Below are 14,974 nucleotides of genomic sequence, written 5' to 3' on the forward strand. Positions count from 1 at the left end.
AGTGGCTTTCAATCAGCTGGACGGCTGCTCGCCGATGAAAACGCGCTGACGCGACGCCCGGATGTGCTCCTGCATGGCGGTTCTGGCTGCCGCCGGATTGCGCGCCTCGATCGCCGAAACAATCGCGCGATGTTCGGTGATGGTCGGCGTAAGCCGCCTGACGGCATCGTCGGCGGACAGCATCGCAGCCACCTTGAGCCCGATCTCCACAGGCTTCGCGATCGCCGCGATCGTCTGGATGTAGTAGGCGTTGCCGGCAGCCTTTGCGATTGCCGCGTGAAAAGCGAGATCGTGTTCCGGGCCAAGATGACCCGAGGCGACGATGGCCTCCAGCTGTCTCGCACTTTCCTCAATGAGCTTGAGCGCCTTCTGATCGGCTCGAGCTGCCGCCAACGCGGCGATCTCGGGTTCGACCCCGAACCGGAACTCGTAGCAGGCCTCCAGGTCGGCGATGGAGTGCGCGGGCGCCGCTTCGAAGATCGTGGTGCTTCGCCCTTCGAGGACACGATTGCCCGTGCCTCGCTTGGACTCGATGAGCCCGTCGTGCCTCAGGCGGGTCAGGGCCTCCCGGAGCACGGTCCGCGATACCCCGTAACTCTGCGCGAGTTCATCTTCCCGCGGAAGCAGGTTTCCACGTGCGAATTCGCCGGACGATATCTTGTCGCGGATCGACCCATAGACTTCCTGGCCGAGGCTGACCTGGCCCCGCCGTGGTCCGTCCTCCTTCGCTACCATTTCTATCGCACCTCTTCCCCGGAAAGCCGGCTCCAACCCTAGCCTACTTCGAACGAACTAGCCCAGGCCATTAGATTATACCTGTCACGTTGACAGATCATACCAGGGCCGGCTAGCGTCTCTTCGAACGGCGCTCTTCACAGGACACCAAGTGACGCGATCACAGTCTCCGTCGTTGCACCCGCCTCCGTTGCCTGCATCGCCGGCTCGCTTGGCATTTTTTGATCCATGGGAGGATTCGTGTTGAGCTTCACGTTTGGTCGACGTCGGTTCGCCGCCGCCTGCTTCGCGCTCGCCGCCGCGGGTGCGGCATCGATCGCCCACGCCGATGCGTGGGACACTATCGAGAAGGCGAAGGCCATACGAGTGGCCATCGACCCCGCTGCGCCGCCCTATTCATCGCTGGATTCGCTGGGACAATATGCGGGTTCCGAAGTCGAGGTCGCCAAACGGCTCGCATCCGATCTCGGGCTGGCTCTGACGATCGTTCCGACCGCGCCCGCCAACCGAATTCCCTACCTAATCACGGGGCAGGCGGACGTCGTGATATCGACGCTGTCCATCACGGATGAGCGCAAGAAGGTCATCGAATTCTCCGCGCCGTACAGCGGTATCCAGATCGTCGTCGGTGCGCCAAAAGCGGCCGGAGTCACGTCCCTGGCCGATCTGGTGGGAAAACGCGTCGCCGTCACCCGCGGCTCGACGAACGACACCGAGATAACCAGCAATGCGGTCCCGGGCACGAACATCATACGCTTTGAAGACGACGCAACATCGATCACTGCGGTCCTCAGCGGCCAAGCCGATGCCTACGTGACCGCACCGGCGCTGCTTTCCACTGTCCGGGAGCGTAATCCGGCGCTGGGAATGGTGTCCGTCATCGTCCTAAAAACGAACGTCACAGGCATTGGCGTGCGCAAGGGCGAAAACAGGCTTCTTGAGAAGGTCAACAGCTGGGTCAAAGGCAGACTCGCTGACAATTCGCTCGACGGCATCTATCGGAAAGCCTTCGGCGAGCCTTTGCCGAAGGAGGTGGCCGAACAGACTGGGCGTTGATCCTGCGAGCCAGAGAGGGTCGTGTCGCTCAACAGCCTATAAGAGCTGAGGTCACCCCACGGCGCGGGCAAGGGGGAGCTTGACCATCTTCTGGCGCGCACTTTGCTTGGATCATGCCCCCAAGGTCGGAGAACTCGACGATAGCCCATGTCACGCCTGGGTAACTTGAAGGGTCTCGGCGACCACGTCCCCCAGGATCTGAACGCCTCTCTCGATGCTTTTGAGATCAAGCGCGGCATAGCCCATGACGAGCCCCAGTCGATCCGGATGCGCCTCCGGCGATTTGGGGTCGTAGAGCGAAGCGATAGAATGTATGCCGATCCGCGCCTGGCGAGCGTTGTTCACGAGCGTGCCTTCCATCCGAGCGGGCAGGGTCCGGAACCAGACGACGATGTGAAGACCAGCGTCGGCTCCCTCGATTTCAATCGCGTCTCCAAATTTTAGCCTAAGGGCGTTCAGTAGCGTCTGGCGTCTCTCGCCGTTGGACCGGCGGACTCGGCGAACATGACTCTCGTAAGCTCCCGCTTCGATGAGGGTTGCCAACGCATCTTGCTCGGTCACTGGCGTATGCCGGTCCGTAAGCTGTTTCGCCGTCGCGAACAGGTTTTGAAGTTCCGGGGGGACGACCAGATAACCGATACGAAGCATGGGAGAGAGCGTCTTCGAAATCGTCCCCAGGTAGATGACGTTGCTCCCCTCCTGAAGGCCGTAGAGCGGCGGCACGGGCTTGATGTCGTACCGGTACTCGCTGTCGTAGTCGTCTTCGATGACGTAGGCTTCGTGACGGCGGGCCCATTCCAGCAATTGGTATCGGCGGGAGACCGACATGACGCCACCGAGCGGAAATTGGTGCGACGGCGTCACGTAGGCTAGGCGCGCGTCGAAGTCGGTCAGTGCACCCACGTTCAAGCCATCTCGGTCCGCGTTTATGGGGATTGGCGACGCGCCCGTGCTCGAGAAGATTTGCCGAGCCATGGCGTAACATGGGTTTTCGATCGCAAACCGGTCGTCGGGGTTCAGGAGCAACCGGGCGCACAGGTCCAGTCCCTGCTGCGATCCGGCGACGACGATGATCTGTTCAAGATCGCAGCGCAGCGTCCTGGCACGCCAAAGGTAACCTTGGAGCGCCGTCCGTAACCGACGGGAGCCCCGCGGATCGTCATAGGCCAGCCGCTCGGGGGTGGCTGCCATCGCGCTGTTCACGGCACGCTTCCAAACTCCGATTGGAAAGTCAGCCGGGGCTAGGTCGCCATAACGGAAATCGGCGATCAACCTGCCGCCCCGAGTGTCCAGCCAAGGCGCAAAGTTCGCAATGCGCTTCGCGAAGTCGGATGGCCGCTTCGGAGATGCACGGTTCGACTGCATCGCTGGCCGCAAGGGCGCGACCGCAGCCAACGCGACCCGGGGGCGTGACCCTTGCCGCACCTCGATGAAGCCTTCGGCGAGCAACTGCTCGTACACAACTGTCACGGTCGTGCGAGAAACGCCGAGCTCTACGGCCAACGTCCTCGAAGATGGAAGCTGACCCTGCTTTCCGAAAACGCCTCCTAAGATCTGATCCTTCAAGGCCTGATAAATTTCACGGGCACGCATTCGCTGCGTACCGGCCGCAACCACGTCAACGAACTGGCTCATAATTTTCTCGGCAACTGGACGTTCTCAAGTAGCCAGTATGCTCGTTACTACGGCGAAATCCAAGCGTGAGGCGGTCCTGCGGATTGGGTCTCTCTCGGTGGCTGGGGCGCCACGCCGGCGCCGAATGCAGACGTTCGGCACTTCCGGGCGACGAGTTGAGCGAAAGGACGAGCAATGACTGGGAACGCCGTCGATCCGCCGCTGTCCGAGGACGAAATCAAGCGCTTCGGCGAGGACCCACGCGCCACCTTTCGCGCGAACCTGGCAGCGGTCGAGGAGCGTATGGATCGGGCGTGCCGACGGTCCGGCAGGTCTCGGGGCTCGATTGCACTCCTGCCGGTGACCAAGACCGTACCTGCCCATATCTTGCGGCGCGCCTACGACGCGGGGATCAGCCAGTTCGCAGAGAACAAGGTTCAAGAGGCCATTTCCAAGCGCGCCGAGCTGAGCGACCTGTCGATCGAGTGGAGCATCGTCGGGCATCTCCAGACCAACAAGGTCAAATTCGTGGCGGGATTCGCCCGAGCGTTTCACGCCCTCGACAGCTTGCGCGTCGCCGATCTCCTGAACGAGAGGTTGGAGCGCGAAGACCGTCGACTGGACGTCTTCGTTCAAGTGAACACTTCGGGCGAGGAGAGCAAATACGGCCTTCATCCGGATGCGGTGGACGCTTTCGTAGGCATGCTTGATCGATTCCCACGACTGACCCCGCGAGGACTCATGACGCTGGCCGTATTCAGCCCCGACATGGAGAAAGTCAGGCCCTGTTTCCGGATGCTGCGTCGCCTGCGTGATCAAATCGCGCTTCTAAACCCGACGATGAGCGAACTTTCCATGGGAATGTCCGGCGATTTCGAAGCCGCGATCGAGGAGGGCGCAAACGTCGTTCGCGTAGGACAGGCCATCTTCGGTGTCCGCCCCACTCCCGACGGGCATTACTGGCCCGGCCTGGCGAGCAACGGCTGACGCCTCTCGTTTCGCTATACGGCCAAGGGTTCCGGGCCGACTTCCCCTCTGTTTCAGCCAACCCACACTCAGGATCGTTATCATGGTCGTTCTCGCAGGTTTGTCCGCATTCCCCATCACTCCCGCCGACACCGCAGGTCGCGTCGACACCCATCTGTTGCGCAAGTTCGTGGCTCGCCTCGTGGAAGCTGGGGTCGATTCGATCGGACTGCTCGGAAGTACGGGAGCTTACATGTACCTCGACCGCGCCGAGCGACTGCGCGCTATCGAGGCCGCCTTGGAAGAGACGTCCGGTCGGACACCGGTGGTCGTCGGCATCGGTGAGCTCAGAACGGATAACGCGGTCCATCGCGCGCAGGACGCGAAGGCCGCGGGAGCCTCTGCAGGCCTGCTCGCGGCCGTATCCTACACCCCCCTGACGGTCGACGAGGTTTACGAGCATTTCGTGACCGTGGCCCGGGAGAGCGGCCTGCCGCTCGTGATCTACGACAATCCCTTCACCACCCACTTCCGCTTCACGCCCGAACTGGTCGCCCGACTTGCCCGCGTCCCGGGCATAATCGCGATCAAGAGCATCGCGGGATCACCGGACGAAACATCAGCCCACCTGCACCTGACGCGAGAGAACGCGCCCGAAGGCTTCAGCCTTGGTTACAGCGCCGATGCCAACTCGACGGAGGCGATGATCGCGGGTGCCGACACCTGGTACAGCGTCATCGGTGGGCTATTTCCGGGAATATGCGTCGAGATCGTCAGAGCGGCCCAGCGGGGCGACGCCGCCGAAGCTCGGCGCCTCAACGCGCAGTTGGATCCAGTCTGGGATCTCTTCAGGCAGTTCAGCAGCATGCGCGTGATCTATGCGTTGACTGACATTCTGGGGATTGCCCACATCGTGCCGCCGCGCCCGATCCTTCCCCTAGACGCCGACGCCAGACGGCGCATCGCGGAAGTCGTCGCCCACCTTCCCGCCGGCATCGCCAAATGAGGGCGCATGACTGAAGCCTAGGCAATCCAGATCGGTCCGAACGTAATGCGCTCGGACCGACGCGAAGCTGCACCAAGGCCGAGAAAGGAAGACCGCTGACCGCGTGGACGTGCCTAAGGACAGCTGAGCACAATGCGCGCATCCCCGCGCAACATTCGGAATCCGTGACTTCGAACTCGGATGCGGCGCCGCCGACAACGCCGCAGGAGGCGGATCGAGATCGTGAACTACCTATTATGGGCCCTTCCGACCCTTGCCGTGGTCGGTGCGGTCGCACATGGTCGCATCGGCATTCTCGTCGCCTCAATAATTGGGGTCATATCGGCCTCGATCGTCGCCCTGACGGCCGCGCCGCAGCCATTTTTCATCCACGATGCCCTCGCTTCGATCGCCCGCGGGGCATGGATCGGTTGGGTGGTGGTGCCTTACATCCTGGGGGGCTTGCTCTTCTGGCAGCTGGCGATCCAGACCGGCGACCCCGACGTGCAGACGCGGTCAGTTTCGGAGTCCGCTAGGGCCCGGCGCCGTTTGCTTTTCGCCGCCTGCTTCCTGATTGGTCCGTTCGCCGAGTCTGCGACCGGGTTCGGCGTCGGGATCGTTGGAACGATGGTGTTGGTGCGACGGCTGGGGGTGCAGCCCATCTACTTGCTTGCATTCAGCTTGCTGAGCCAGACGTTGATCCTTTGGGGAGGAATGAGCAGCGGGATCTTGGTGGCCGCCGCCTTCGCACGAACCGATCCGACGCGGATGGCCGTGAACGTAGGTTGCATTCTCGCCGTTCTGAACATTCTTTGGCTACCGATCTTCTGGCGTATGGCGGATCGCGCGGGCGTCGCCGGCGGTTGGCGCGAACGGATCAACGAGGTGCTCTGGCTTTGCGGGAGCTTGGCATCGGTCATCGCCGCCACGGCGTGGTTTGGCGCGGAGGCCGCGATGCTGGCCACCTATGGCCCCATCATCGTGGTGCGTTACCTCTTGGACGAACGTCCGAGCGGTCGGCAGATCCGCCTTGCCATTGCGAGACTGGCACCGGTGGCCCTTCTCATCGCCCTTCTCGTCGTCATAAGGCTTTCTCCACCCCTGAGAGACCTCCTTCAGAACGCGGCCCGTATCCAGCCGTTTCAGGGGGCACCGGTTTGGTGGCCTCTTTTCCACGCGGGCTCATGGCTGATCGTCGCCGCCATATTGACGGCGGTCCTGCGTGCTCGCACGCATACGCTTGGCACCGAAATGGCCGCGGCTTGGCGGACGGGTCGCCTCGCGGTGCTCACCGTGATCACCTTTGCGATGATGGCGGAACTGCTTTCGGGTTCGGGCATAGCCGGAGGGCTCGCCCGCGGATTGTTCGACGGCCTCGGCAGGTGGGCGGTCGTGCTCACCCTGTTCATCTCAGCGATCTTCGGAGCGCTGGCAAACACGGGGAATGCGGCAAACGGCCTCTTCATGGCGCCTCAGATCAGCTTGGCGACGGACGCCGGCCTGAACGTGGAAGCTGTGATCGCCCTCCAGCATGCCGCGGCGCTATCGCTCAACATCGTCTCGCCGGTACGCATGTCCATCGTCTGCGCCCTGGCGGGCACTCCGGGGCATGAGCGGGACGCCTATCGCATGATGATGCCGTTCGTTTGGGTGGTGGTCGCAGCCCTTCTGGTCGCAGGCCTGATCGTCGTCCTGAGGGTCGTCTGACGGTAGAGGCGACCGATTGAAGCCGCAGGAAGCGACAGCTACTCAGCGGGCTCTTCAACTCTCTCGGCGCCCAAAAAAATCGGCCGTAGTCGCTGGAGTTCCTTGGACGCAAATGCAGTGAAGGTGTTCACGCGAGCCGTCCGACGAAGGTCTTCGTGTGTCAAAACCCAGAGTCCGGTCGTCTCGAACTCTGGAGCAGAATAGCGGACCCTCCTCAGGTTGGGAGACAGATCCCCTAGGTAATGTGGGAGCAGGGCGAAACCCAACCCCGCCTGGGCGGCTTGCCTCAGAGCTATCAAGGAGTCCGCTCGAAGGGCAACCGCGCCAGCTGGCACGTTTTTGTTCAGCCAACGAGAGATGCCCATTCCGCCAAGGGTGACGTCAGGAACGAGCCAACGATCGAACGCGCGCGGCTCCACGTTTTCATTCTGCTCGACCAGGTCCATTGCAGCGTAGATCCCGAAACCGACATCCGAAATTCTGCGTCCGATTAACCTGTCGGGGATGTCGTCTCCGGTGCGGATGGCTATATGCGCGTCCCTTTGCGCGAGGTCCGTGACGAAGCTACCCGTCGTGACTTCCAAGGTTATGCCGGGATGAAGCGCACTGAACGCTCTCAAGATCCCCGGCAGGACAGAGCCCATCAGCGTGTCGCATGTCGTGATGCGAAGGATGCCCTCCAACCGAAGATCCCTCCCGGTCAATTTGCGTTCCAAGTTATCGACGATGGTGCTCATCTCGTTCGCAGCTTTGAGCAACTCGTCGCCCGAGTCCGTCAATGCGTAGCCATGTGGCAGGCGGTCGAATAATCGCAATCCATAGCTCTGCTCGAACGCATTGATGCGCCGAAGAACCGTCGTGTGATTCACCCGCATGGCGCGCCCGGCGCCTGCCAGGGTCCTGTGCTCAGCGACCGCGAGCACGAACCTCAGGTCGTCCCAATTCCAGCTGTGCATTTTCGCAGAGTCTTTCGCCATTTTTTCCATCTGGTGAAGCAATTTAGCACATCCTATCGGTCAGGCACACCGCCGCGCCGGATCGGTCGCTGCGCCAAACGGAGAGAAGAAATGATCGAACTAAAAAGCGCTCCTTACGGCATCTTGCTGCTCCGCCTCACCACAGGTCTGGCGCTGCTGGCGCATTCGCTTCTTCTAAAAGTATTCGTATTCACGATGGCTGGTACGACGGCCTTCTTTCAGTCGATAGGTTTGCCGGGATTGCTCGCGTGGGGCGTCCTCGTCGTGGAAATCGTAACGGGCGCAATGCTCATACTCGGCATCAAAACCCGCTTTGCGGCGATCGCCGCCACCCCCGTCATGCTGGGCGCCACCTGGGCCCACTCCGGGAATGGATGGCTGTTCAGCGGCGCGGGCGGAGGTTGGGAATACCCGCTCTTTTGGACGGCTGCCCTGGTGTCGATTGCGTTGTTGGGCGATGGCGCTCATGCCATTGCCCCAACGGCCACCGTCGCACCGTCGGCATCCAACCGATAGACCGGCTTGCCGTCTGCAAAGTCGACCGCCAGCTCGCGCCGCTGTGAGCCGCCTTCGTTGTCGCGGTCGATCGCTCCTTCGATACTGAGAAGAAGCGATCATTCTCGCCGCGCCCTCGAGGCGCGGGCACATGGCTGGTCGCGCCGGCCCCTCCCAGCGTTCGTCCTACGGGACAGCGGGTTCGTGGGAAGTCCAACGCTTTGGCAGACGGCATCTCAAACAGGTCGACGCGACACTGGAATGTCGGCATCGGTCCATGCTGTCGCAAAGCCATGCGGGGCCACGGCACAACGGAACTGGATCATCGACATTCGCGTAAACTGGCCCTGTTAGCTGGGCCAGGTTCGATCCAAGATGTCGCTTGGTGTGGAGCTATGTCGAAGGCTCGTCGGTCGATGGGAGCACGATGAAAGACCTGGTCGTCCCATTGTCGTCTAGCGTCGAACCCGTGCAAATCCCGCTTAGAAGCTGGATCTGTGCGCTTTGTAGCCTCGTTTATCACGAGCGGGACGGCTGGCCGGACGAAGGCATCCCACCCGGTACGCGGTGGATCGACGTGTCCGAGGACTGGCTTTGTCCAGACTGCGGTGCGGCCAAGGGTGACTTTGAGATGACGGAGCTCTGAAGTCGCCCAGGGGGTTGGAACCTTTCAACGTGGCGCCGCAGATGGCCGCCAAGGAGCTACCATGTACGTGCCGCCGCATTTTGATGTTTCGCGCCTTGAGACGCTTTGCGATTTTATCGACAATAACGCTCTCGGCGTCCTTGTCACGCACGGCAAGAGCGGGCTGGACGCCAACCACATTCCATTCGAGCTGAACCGCACGCAGGGGCCGCATGGCGTGTTGCACTGCCACGTCGCCCGCAACAATCCTGTTTGGCAGGATATCGCCTCGGGGGACGAGGTGCTCGTCGTATTCCGCGCGGCGGACGCATACATCTCGCCTCAGTGGTATCCGAGCAAGCACGACTTCCACAAGCAGGTGCCGACGTGGAACTACCTCGTCGTCCATGCTCATGGTCGTGTCACGATCAGGGACGACGAGCGTTACGTTCGTGGAATGGTCGCGAGATTGACCCGTACGCACGAGGCGTCGCAGCCCGTGCCGTGGAAGATGACGGATGCCCCCAAGGACTTCATCGATGCGATGCTCAAGGCGATCGTCGGTATCGAAATCGAGATCACGCGCCTCGTGGGGAAATTCAAGCTGAGCCAAAACAAGGAAGAACGCGATATCCGCGGCGCCGGAGAAAATCTGGTCGAGCGGGGCGACACATATGTTGGCGAGAGGATGCTAGAGGCAGCCGCGGCCAAACTCGTTTGAAAATACCGTGACGACGACGGTGGTCTAATCCGTGACGTCGGATGAACGTGCGCATCTTTGGCTCCGGTGTTCGCGGCATGGGGCCGAAGGGGCGGAGTCATGGGGATGGCGCTAGCCCCGCGCCCTCCCATCGGTGCGGCCGTTGGCACGCCATCATCCGGGGCGCGGCGATCACCCTTGCGGGTCAGTTCAACGATTTCGGAAAGCTTGCGGGGCGCACTCGATCCCAGCTGGAATCGTGGGGTCGAGGCGCGACCTTCAGCCACCGACTTTCACCGACCCGGATGGAGCGACTTCAAACTCAATATCGCCTGGGCCCTTCTGCGTGATGCGTCCGATGAGACCATGGATGTCGCCCAGAACCCACAAGTCCCGAACCTTGTCACCCTCGAAAGTGAAGATCGGCATTCCGTTCCACCAGACATGACGCCCGGTCGCCGCAAGGCCGAACATGGGCTCGCGGTGGATGCCGTGAAAGCGCAGCTTCGCGGACACCCTGTCCTCCTCCTCGATCATCACAAGGATGTCGGAGGTGTAGTCGCCCAAGGATTGAGTCACCCAACGAACGTAGTCCGCGAATTGGGAATGCCCTACCAACGTCGGTCCCAAGGAGCCTCGGAAGGTGAAATCCGGATGGAAGATGTCGGGGATCAGCGAGACGTCCGCGTGGTCCCACATGTCCTTGTAGAATTTTCTGACCAACTCCTTCCTTGGACTAAGAACCGTTCCTTCGAAGCTCAGTGCTGGTTCGGTATCCATCAAAGTCCTCCAATGTCTCACGGCCGCCGTTCGCGTCGTGGCTTGATCGTCTGGTCACGAATGCAAGTATGAGATGCCACGGCCGATGTGCTCTGGAGCATCGTCCCCGGTCACGACGAGGTTGTCGGTGAGGAAGTGGACCAGCGGCCGGACGAGTTCGGTGGTCTGCGTCCCGTCCGATAGGATCACGATCTCCATCTGCGGGAGGGCCGGCCAGCCTTCCTCGGTCGTGAGGACGCGCATGCCGCGCCCCAGGAATGACCTGCCCAGAGCTGTCACGCCAAGTCCTCCTTCCACTGCCGCCTGGGCTCCCAGGAGGCTGCTGGCCGTACAGGACACCCGCCAATCCAAGTTGGCCTGGGACAGACGCTCGATCATCAAGGCACGATACGTGCAGGGTATGGGAAGCATGACCAACCGGATCGGCTTCGCATCGATCGCGAAATCGCTGCTCGCCATCCAAGTGAGCGCTTCACGCCAGATCGTCTTCCCGCGCTGGCTGGTTCGATCCTTCTTTGCGATCACAGCGTCGAACCTTCCTTCGTCGAAAGCCGCCACCAGGTTGCAGCTCAAGCCGGTGGTGACATCGACCTGCACCCGGGGATAGGCGCTCGCGAAACTGGCGAGGATCGAGGGCAGCTGGCGGGGGATTGCGTCCTCGGAGATCGCCAGCCGCAACGTGCCTTCCACCTTGGGTTCGCGAAGTTCGCGCACGACCTTGTCGTTGAACTCGATCATCTGCCGCGCGGCCGCGAGCAATTTCTCCCCTTCGAGGGTCAAGCCGATCGAGCGGCTGTTGCGGTCGAACATCCGCTGGCCGAGGATACCCTCCAACCGCAGTACCTTCTGGCTCACGGCGGATTGGGACCTGCCCACCAGGGGCGCGGCTGCGCTGAAGCCTCCGGAATCGGCGACGGCCACGAACGCCCTGAGCAGATCAATCTCAAGGTCTGGGTATCTCATGCCGAAGCCTCCGCAAATCGATGAACGGGCCGAACAAGACGCGACGTTTCAGCGTTCGGGCCAAAGCTGCTCGATGGGGAGAGCGGTCTTGTACTTGACCTGTTTCAACGAAAAACTCGATCGAATGCTTGAGACGGCCTCGATCTTAGTGAGTTTGTCGAGGATGAAATCCCTCAGGGCCACCGTGTCGGTGACGACGACGCGCAGAAGATAGTCCGAGTCGCCGGACATCAGATAGCATTCCATGACCTCCGGCAATTCGATGACCACCTTCTCGAACCTCTCCAGATTTTTCTCCGTCTGGTTCGTCAGCGAAATCTGGATGAAGACGCTCACCGTGCTGCCGATCCTTTCAGGATCCAACAACGCCACGTACCTGCTCACGACACCCTTGTCTTCGAGCTGCTTGACCCTCGCGAGGCAGGGCGACGGGGAGAGTCCCACTTTTCCCGCGAGCTCAACGTTCGAGATTCGTCCGGAATTCTGAAGCTCAGCCAGAATACGACGGTCGGCTCGATCTAGCGCTGATCTCAGCATATCGTGCTCCATAATCGCAGTTTCGCAGACTAGCATGCCGCAACGGTGTTTCAAGGCGGTATATGCGGCAGGATATTCCGGCGTGAAATCGGTAGTCTCCGGCGCGTGATTGGAGTCCATCAAAATGCCTGAGAGCAGCAGTCGGGAACTTTCCACAACCTCTGGCGACGTCGATCCGAGCGAGACCTCGGATTGGCTGGGATCGCTCGAGGCCATGGCACGCGAGGAAGGAAGCGACCGCGTTCGGTTCGTGCTCGCAGCGCTGGAGCGTCGCGCCCGAGAGTTGGGCGTCCTATCCGATGCGCTGCCCTATTCGCCCTATCGCAACACGATCTCGCTGGAAAAACAGCCTCCGTTCCCTGGCGATCTCGCGATGGAGGAGCGGATCACATCGATCATCCGATGGAACGCGCTCGCGATGGTCGTGCGTGCCAATCGTGCCTATGGCGAGCTCGGGGGGCACGTCGCAAGCTATGCGTCAGCCGCAGAGATCTTCGAGGTCGGATTCAATCATTTCTTTCGCGGCGGCGGAGAGAAGGGCGAAGGCGACCTCGTGTTCTTTCAGCCCCACTCGGCACCCGGTGTCTACGCCCGGGCCTTCCTCGAAGGCCGTCTGACCGCCGATCATCTTGCTCGCTACCGCCAGGAGATCGGGGGAGGGGGGCTGTGCTCGTATCCCCATCCTTGGTTGATGCCCGACTTCTGGCAGTTCCCGACGGGGTCGATGGGGATCGGGCCCATCAGCTCGGTCTATCAGGCCCGGTTCATGCGCTATCTCCGGGACCGTGGCTTGCTCGACACCGATGGACGTCGCGTCTGGGGCGTGTTCGGCGATGGTGAGATGGACGAGCCGGAGTCCATCGCCGCGCTGTCTCTTGCCGCGCGCGAGAACCTCGACAACCTCACCTTCATCATCAACTGCAACTTGCAGCGCCTCGACGGTCCCGTCCGGGGCAATGGCCAGATCGTCCAAGAGCTCGAGTCCATCTTCAAGGGTGCCGGCTGGAACGTCGTCAAGGTGCTCTGGGGCTCCGAATGGGACGCGATCTTCGCTCGGGACACCAATCACGAACTGCTCCGGCGCTTCGCGGAAACCGTCGACGGCCAGTATCAAACGCTCGGGGCCAAGGACGGCGCATACAACGTCGCAAATTTCTTCGACGCAAACCCGGAGGTCCGGAAGCTCGTTTCCCATATGTCGGACCACGACGTGGACCAACTGAAGCGCGGCGGCCACGATTTCCGGAAGCTCTTCGCCGCCTTTCAGAAGGCCAGAGACACCAAGGGGCGGCCCACCGTCATCCTGGCCAAGACCAAGAAGGGCTACGGCATGGGCCGGGCCGGCGAATCCAGGATGACCTCGCATCAGGCAAAGAAGCTCGACGTCGAGGGCCTTCTCGCCTTCCGCGACAAATTCTCGCTGCCGCTTTCAAACGAGCAAGTCGAGAACCTAGAGTTCCTGAAACCGGCGGACGACTCCGCCGAGATCGCCTACCTGAAATCCCGACGCGAGCAGCTCGGCGGCTATCTGCCTACTCGGCGGTCCGCAGCTAGGACGTATGCCGTCCCGGCCATCGAGAGCTACGCCGATTTCGCGTTGAGTGCTGCCGGCAAGGAGATGTCGACGACGGTCGCGGTCGTTCGCCTGTTCAGCACCCTGCTGAAGAACAAGGAGCTCGGTCCCCGAATCGTGCCGATCGTCGCCGACGAGGCCAGGACCTTCGGCATGGACAACCTCTTCCGACAGGTCGGCATCTACTCGCCCGTGGGTCAGCTTTACGAGCCGGAAGATGCCGGAACGATGCTCTACTACAAAGAGGCCAAGGACGGTCAGCTTCTTGAGGAGGGCATCACCGAGGCCGGGGCGATCTCGTCCTGGGTCGCCGCTGCCACGTCCTACAGCGTTCACGCCGAGCCAATGCTCCCGTTCTATATCTACTACTCGATGTTCGGCTTTCAGCGGATCGGCGATCTGATCTGGGCAGCAGCCGATCAGAGGGCGCGGGGCTTCCTGATCGGCGCCACCGCGGGCCGCACCACACTCGGTGGCGAAGGCCTCCAGCATCAGGACGGGAGCAGTCACCTGGTCGCATCCACGGTGCCCAACTGCCGCGCCTACGATCCGGCCTACGCCTATGAGATGGCCGTCATCATCGACCACGGCGCCCGCCGGATGATGGAGGAGGGTGCGGACGAATTCTTCTACGTCACAGCGATGAACGAAAACTACGCGCAACCCTCGATGCCGGCGGGTATCGAAGGCGACATCATCCGCGGGATGTACAAGCTGTCCGGGCCGTCCGGCGGTGCCGCGGCGGTGAGGCTTCTCGGCTCCGGCGCGATCCTTCCGGAAGTGGTGGCAGCCGCGGAGCTCTTGAAAAACGACTGGCAAATCGACGCGGACACGTTCAGCGTCACGAGCTTCAGCGAGTTGGCCAGGGAGGCGCGCGAACTCGAGCGGCAGCAGATATTCTGCGGTGGAGTCTCCCCGAAGAGCCACGTTGCAACTCTGCTGGACGGCGCCGCTCCCATCGTCGCGGCCACGGATTACGTGCGGGCCTATCCGCAGCTGATCGCGTCCTACGTGGAAGCACGCTTCATCGCCCTCGGCACTGACGGCTTCGGACGCAGCGACACGCGAAAGGCTCTCCGCAACTTCTTCGAAGTGGATCGGCATCACATCGCAGTGGCGGCTCTGTCCTCGCTCGCCGCAGAGGGCAAGCTCGATGCCGAGACCGTCGCGGCCGCCATCACGAAGTACAGCCTGAATGCCATCGAGGCTCCGCCCTGGTCGCGCTGAGTTCGCGCCCCTGAAACGATAAAGGAAAGCGCGG

The 14,974-nt window shown here is 61.8% G+C and carries 14 protein-coding genes; 8 read left to right on the forward strand and 6 right to left on the reverse strand.

Annotated elements, in window-relative coordinates; all coding sequences use genetic code 11:
- Positions 1-12: 12 nt before the first annotated feature.
- Complete coding sequence (locus RMR04_RS00545; RefSeq protein WP_311909274.1) at positions 13-735, reverse strand: FadR/GntR family transcriptional regulator; 723 nt, start codon at positions 733-735, stop codon at positions 13-15.
- Between the two features lie 243 nt (positions 736-978).
- Between RMR04_RS00545 and RMR04_RS00550 the strand changes: the two genes are divergently transcribed.
- Entirely contained in the window at positions 979-1,791 is an 813-nt protein-coding gene (locus RMR04_RS00550) for a transporter substrate-binding domain-containing protein (RefSeq protein WP_311909275.1), read from the forward strand.
- A gap of 150 nt (positions 1,792-1,941) precedes the next feature.
- Here RMR04_RS00550 and RMR04_RS00555 read toward each other — a convergent pair whose 3' ends face one another.
- Entirely contained in the window at positions 1,942-3,426 is a 1,485-nt protein-coding gene (locus RMR04_RS00555; RefSeq protein ID WP_311909276.1) for a MocR-like pyridoxine biosynthesis transcription factor PdxR, read from the reverse strand.
- A gap of 174 nt (positions 3,427-3,600) precedes the next feature.
- On the opposite strand from RMR04_RS00555, the gene RMR04_RS00560 reads away from it, so the two are divergent.
- The 3 genes from RMR04_RS00560 (at position 3,601) to RMR04_RS00570 (ending at position 7,063) form a co-directional block, all read left to right on the forward strand.
- Positions 3,601-4,392, forward strand: a complete 792-nt coding sequence (locus RMR04_RS00560) for a YggS family pyridoxal phosphate-dependent enzyme (RefSeq protein ID WP_311909277.1) — start codon at positions 3,601-3,603, stop codon at positions 4,390-4,392.
- Between the two features lie 82 nt (positions 4,393-4,474).
- Positions 4,475-5,377: a dihydrodipicolinate synthase family protein gene (locus tag RMR04_RS00565; protein WP_311909278.1), complete on the forward strand. Its 903-nt coding sequence runs from the start codon at positions 4,475-4,477 to the stop codon at positions 5,375-5,377.
- A gap of 222 nt (positions 5,378-5,599) precedes the next feature.
- The gene (locus tag RMR04_RS00570; RefSeq protein WP_311909279.1) at positions 5,600-7,063 is read left to right on the forward strand and encodes an L-lactate permease; all 1,464 of its coding nucleotides are present in this window, start codon (positions 5,600-5,602) and stop codon (positions 7,061-7,063) included.
- Positions 7,064-7,101: 38 nt separating this feature from the next.
- On the opposite strand, the gene RMR04_RS00575 is transcribed toward RMR04_RS00570, so the two are convergent.
- Positions 7,102-8,061, reverse strand: a complete 960-nt coding sequence (locus tag RMR04_RS00575) for a LysR family transcriptional regulator (RefSeq protein ID WP_311909280.1) — start codon at positions 8,059-8,061, stop codon at positions 7,102-7,104.
- Positions 8,062-8,130: 69 nt separating this feature from the next.
- Here RMR04_RS00575 and RMR04_RS00580 point away from each other — a divergent pair, with 69 nt between their 5' ends.
- The 3 genes from RMR04_RS00580 (at position 8,131) to RMR04_RS00590 (ending at position 9,881) form a co-directional block, all read left to right on the forward strand.
- Positions 8,131-8,556 (forward strand): DoxX family protein, encoded by a 426-nt coding sequence (locus RMR04_RS00580; protein ID WP_311909281.1) that lies wholly within the window; start codon positions 8,131-8,133, stop codon positions 8,554-8,556.
- Between the two features lie 406 nt (positions 8,557-8,962).
- On the forward strand, positions 8,963-9,181 hold the full coding sequence (locus tag RMR04_RS00585) for a rubredoxin (RefSeq protein ID WP_410492123.1): 219 nt from the start codon (positions 8,963-8,965) through the stop codon (positions 9,179-9,181).
- Between the two features lie 61 nt (positions 9,182-9,242).
- Positions 9,243-9,881 (forward strand): FMN-binding negative transcriptional regulator, encoded by a 639-nt coding sequence (locus RMR04_RS00590; protein WP_311909282.1) that lies wholly within the window; start codon positions 9,243-9,245, stop codon positions 9,879-9,881.
- A gap of 258 nt (positions 9,882-10,139) precedes the next feature.
- Here the strand turns inward: RMR04_RS00590 and RMR04_RS00595 are convergent, their stop codons facing one another.
- From RMR04_RS00595 to RMR04_RS00605, 3 genes are read right to left on the reverse strand one after another with little or no spacing between them, the layout of a single operon-like run.
- A complete protein-coding gene (locus tag RMR04_RS00595; RefSeq protein ID WP_311909283.1) occupies positions 10,140-10,640 on the reverse strand; it encodes an ester cyclase in 501 nt (166 codons plus the stop codon).
- Between the two features lie 54 nt (positions 10,641-10,694).
- On the reverse strand, positions 10,695-11,603 hold the full coding sequence (locus RMR04_RS00600) for a LysR substrate-binding domain-containing protein (RefSeq protein ID WP_311909284.1): 909 nt from the start codon (positions 11,601-11,603) through the stop codon (positions 10,695-10,697).
- Positions 11,604-11,651: 48 nt separating this feature from the next.
- Positions 11,652-12,140 (reverse strand): Lrp/AsnC family transcriptional regulator, encoded by a 489-nt coding sequence (locus RMR04_RS00605; RefSeq protein ID WP_311909285.1) that lies wholly within the window; start codon positions 12,138-12,140, stop codon positions 11,652-11,654.
- A 124-nt stretch (positions 12,141-12,264) separates the two neighbouring features.
- Between RMR04_RS00605 and mdeB the strand changes: the two genes are divergently transcribed.
- A complete protein-coding gene (gene mdeB / locus RMR04_RS00610) occupies positions 12,265-14,940 on the forward strand; it encodes an alpha-ketoglutarate dehydrogenase (RefSeq protein WP_311909286.1) in 2,676 nt (891 codons plus the stop codon).
- Positions 14,941-14,974: the final 34 nt, after the last annotated feature.

This window comes from Bosea sp. 685, assembly GCF_031884435.1.
Classification (GTDB): Bacteria; Pseudomonadota; Alphaproteobacteria; order Rhizobiales; family Beijerinckiaceae; genus Allobosea.

Bases quoted from the DNA above. Each gene is read 5' to 3' on its own strand.
- RMR04_RS00545 (WP_311909274.1), bottom strand. From the start codon at position 735: ATGGTAGCGAAGGAGGACGGACCACGGCGGGGCCAGGTCAGCCTCGGC.
- RMR04_RS00555 (WP_311909276.1), bottom strand. From the start codon at position 3,426: ATGAGCCAGTTCGTTGACGTGGTTGCGGCCGGTACGCAGCGAATGCGT.
- RMR04_RS00560 (WP_311909277.1), top strand. From the start codon at position 3,601: ATGACTGGGAACGCCGTCGATCCGCCGCTGTCCGAGGACGAAATCAAG.
- RMR04_RS00565 (WP_311909278.1), top strand. From the start codon at position 4,475: ATGGTCGTTCTCGCAGGTTTGTCCGCATTCCCCATCACTCCCGCCGAC.
- RMR04_RS00580 (WP_311909281.1), top strand. From the start codon at position 8,131: ATGATCGAACTAAAAAGCGCTCCTTACGGCATCTTGCTGCTCCGCCTC.
- RMR04_RS00585 (WP_410492123.1), top strand. From the start codon at position 8,963: ATGAAAGACCTGGTCGTCCCATTGTCGTCTAGCGTCGAACCCGTGCAA.
- RMR04_RS00590 (WP_311909282.1), top strand. From the start codon at position 9,243: ATGTACGTGCCGCCGCATTTTGATGTTTCGCGCCTTGAGACGCTTTGC.
- RMR04_RS00595 (WP_311909283.1), bottom strand. From the start codon at position 10,640: ATGGATACCGAACCAGCACTGAGCTTCGAAGGAACGGTTCTTAGTCCA.
- RMR04_RS00600 (WP_311909284.1), bottom strand. From the start codon at position 11,603: ATGAGATACCCAGACCTTGAGATTGATCTGCTCAGGGCGTTCGTGGCC.
- RMR04_RS00605 (WP_311909285.1), bottom strand. From the start codon at position 12,140: ATGCTGAGATCAGCGCTAGATCGAGCCGACCGTCGTATTCTGGCTGAG.
- mdeB (WP_311909286.1), top strand. From the start codon at position 12,265: ATGCCTGAGAGCAGCAGTCGGGAACTTTCCACAACCTCTGGCGACGTC.